1 protein-coding gene is annotated in these 305 nt (G+C 47.2%); it reads right to left on the bottom strand.

All coding sequences use genetic code 11. From position 1 onward, the window contains the following. The coding region (locus P0G09_RS18195) for a DUF2961 domain-containing protein (protein ID WP_275253370.1) at positions 1–305 on the bottom strand (305 nt) is incomplete at both ends.

Below are 305 nucleotides of genomic sequence, written 5' to 3'. Positions count from 1 at the left end.
GGCTAGAGTAGTAAGGAAAGCCAAGATACGGAGTACAGTACTGATTTTCAACGGTTTGGCCATATTGGTGTGTTTCAAAGCTCCAGGCACCGCCGAAGTAATCTTCTGATCCGTTACCGCAAATGGTTGTATAATACGTGACTCCATCGATGTAGAATTTCATCTCACCTTCTCCGTACCAGTAGCGTTCGAGGCTTGTAAGCGCAAGATAAGTTCCAACGTACTGGCCTTTCCCTTTGATGTTGTCGAGGACAACGTAGTCTTTTGCCTTTTCCGTTATACGCTGACGACGCCTCTGGGCATGG

This window comes from Faecalibacterium sp. DFI.5.82 (genome assembly GCF_029076575.1).
Lineage (GTDB): Bacteria > Bacillota > Clostridia > Oscillospirales > Ruminococcaceae > Faecalibacterium > Faecalibacterium duncaniae.
Note: the sequence above shows the minus strand (reverse complement) of the source record. Positions and strands in the feature narration are given on the sequence as shown.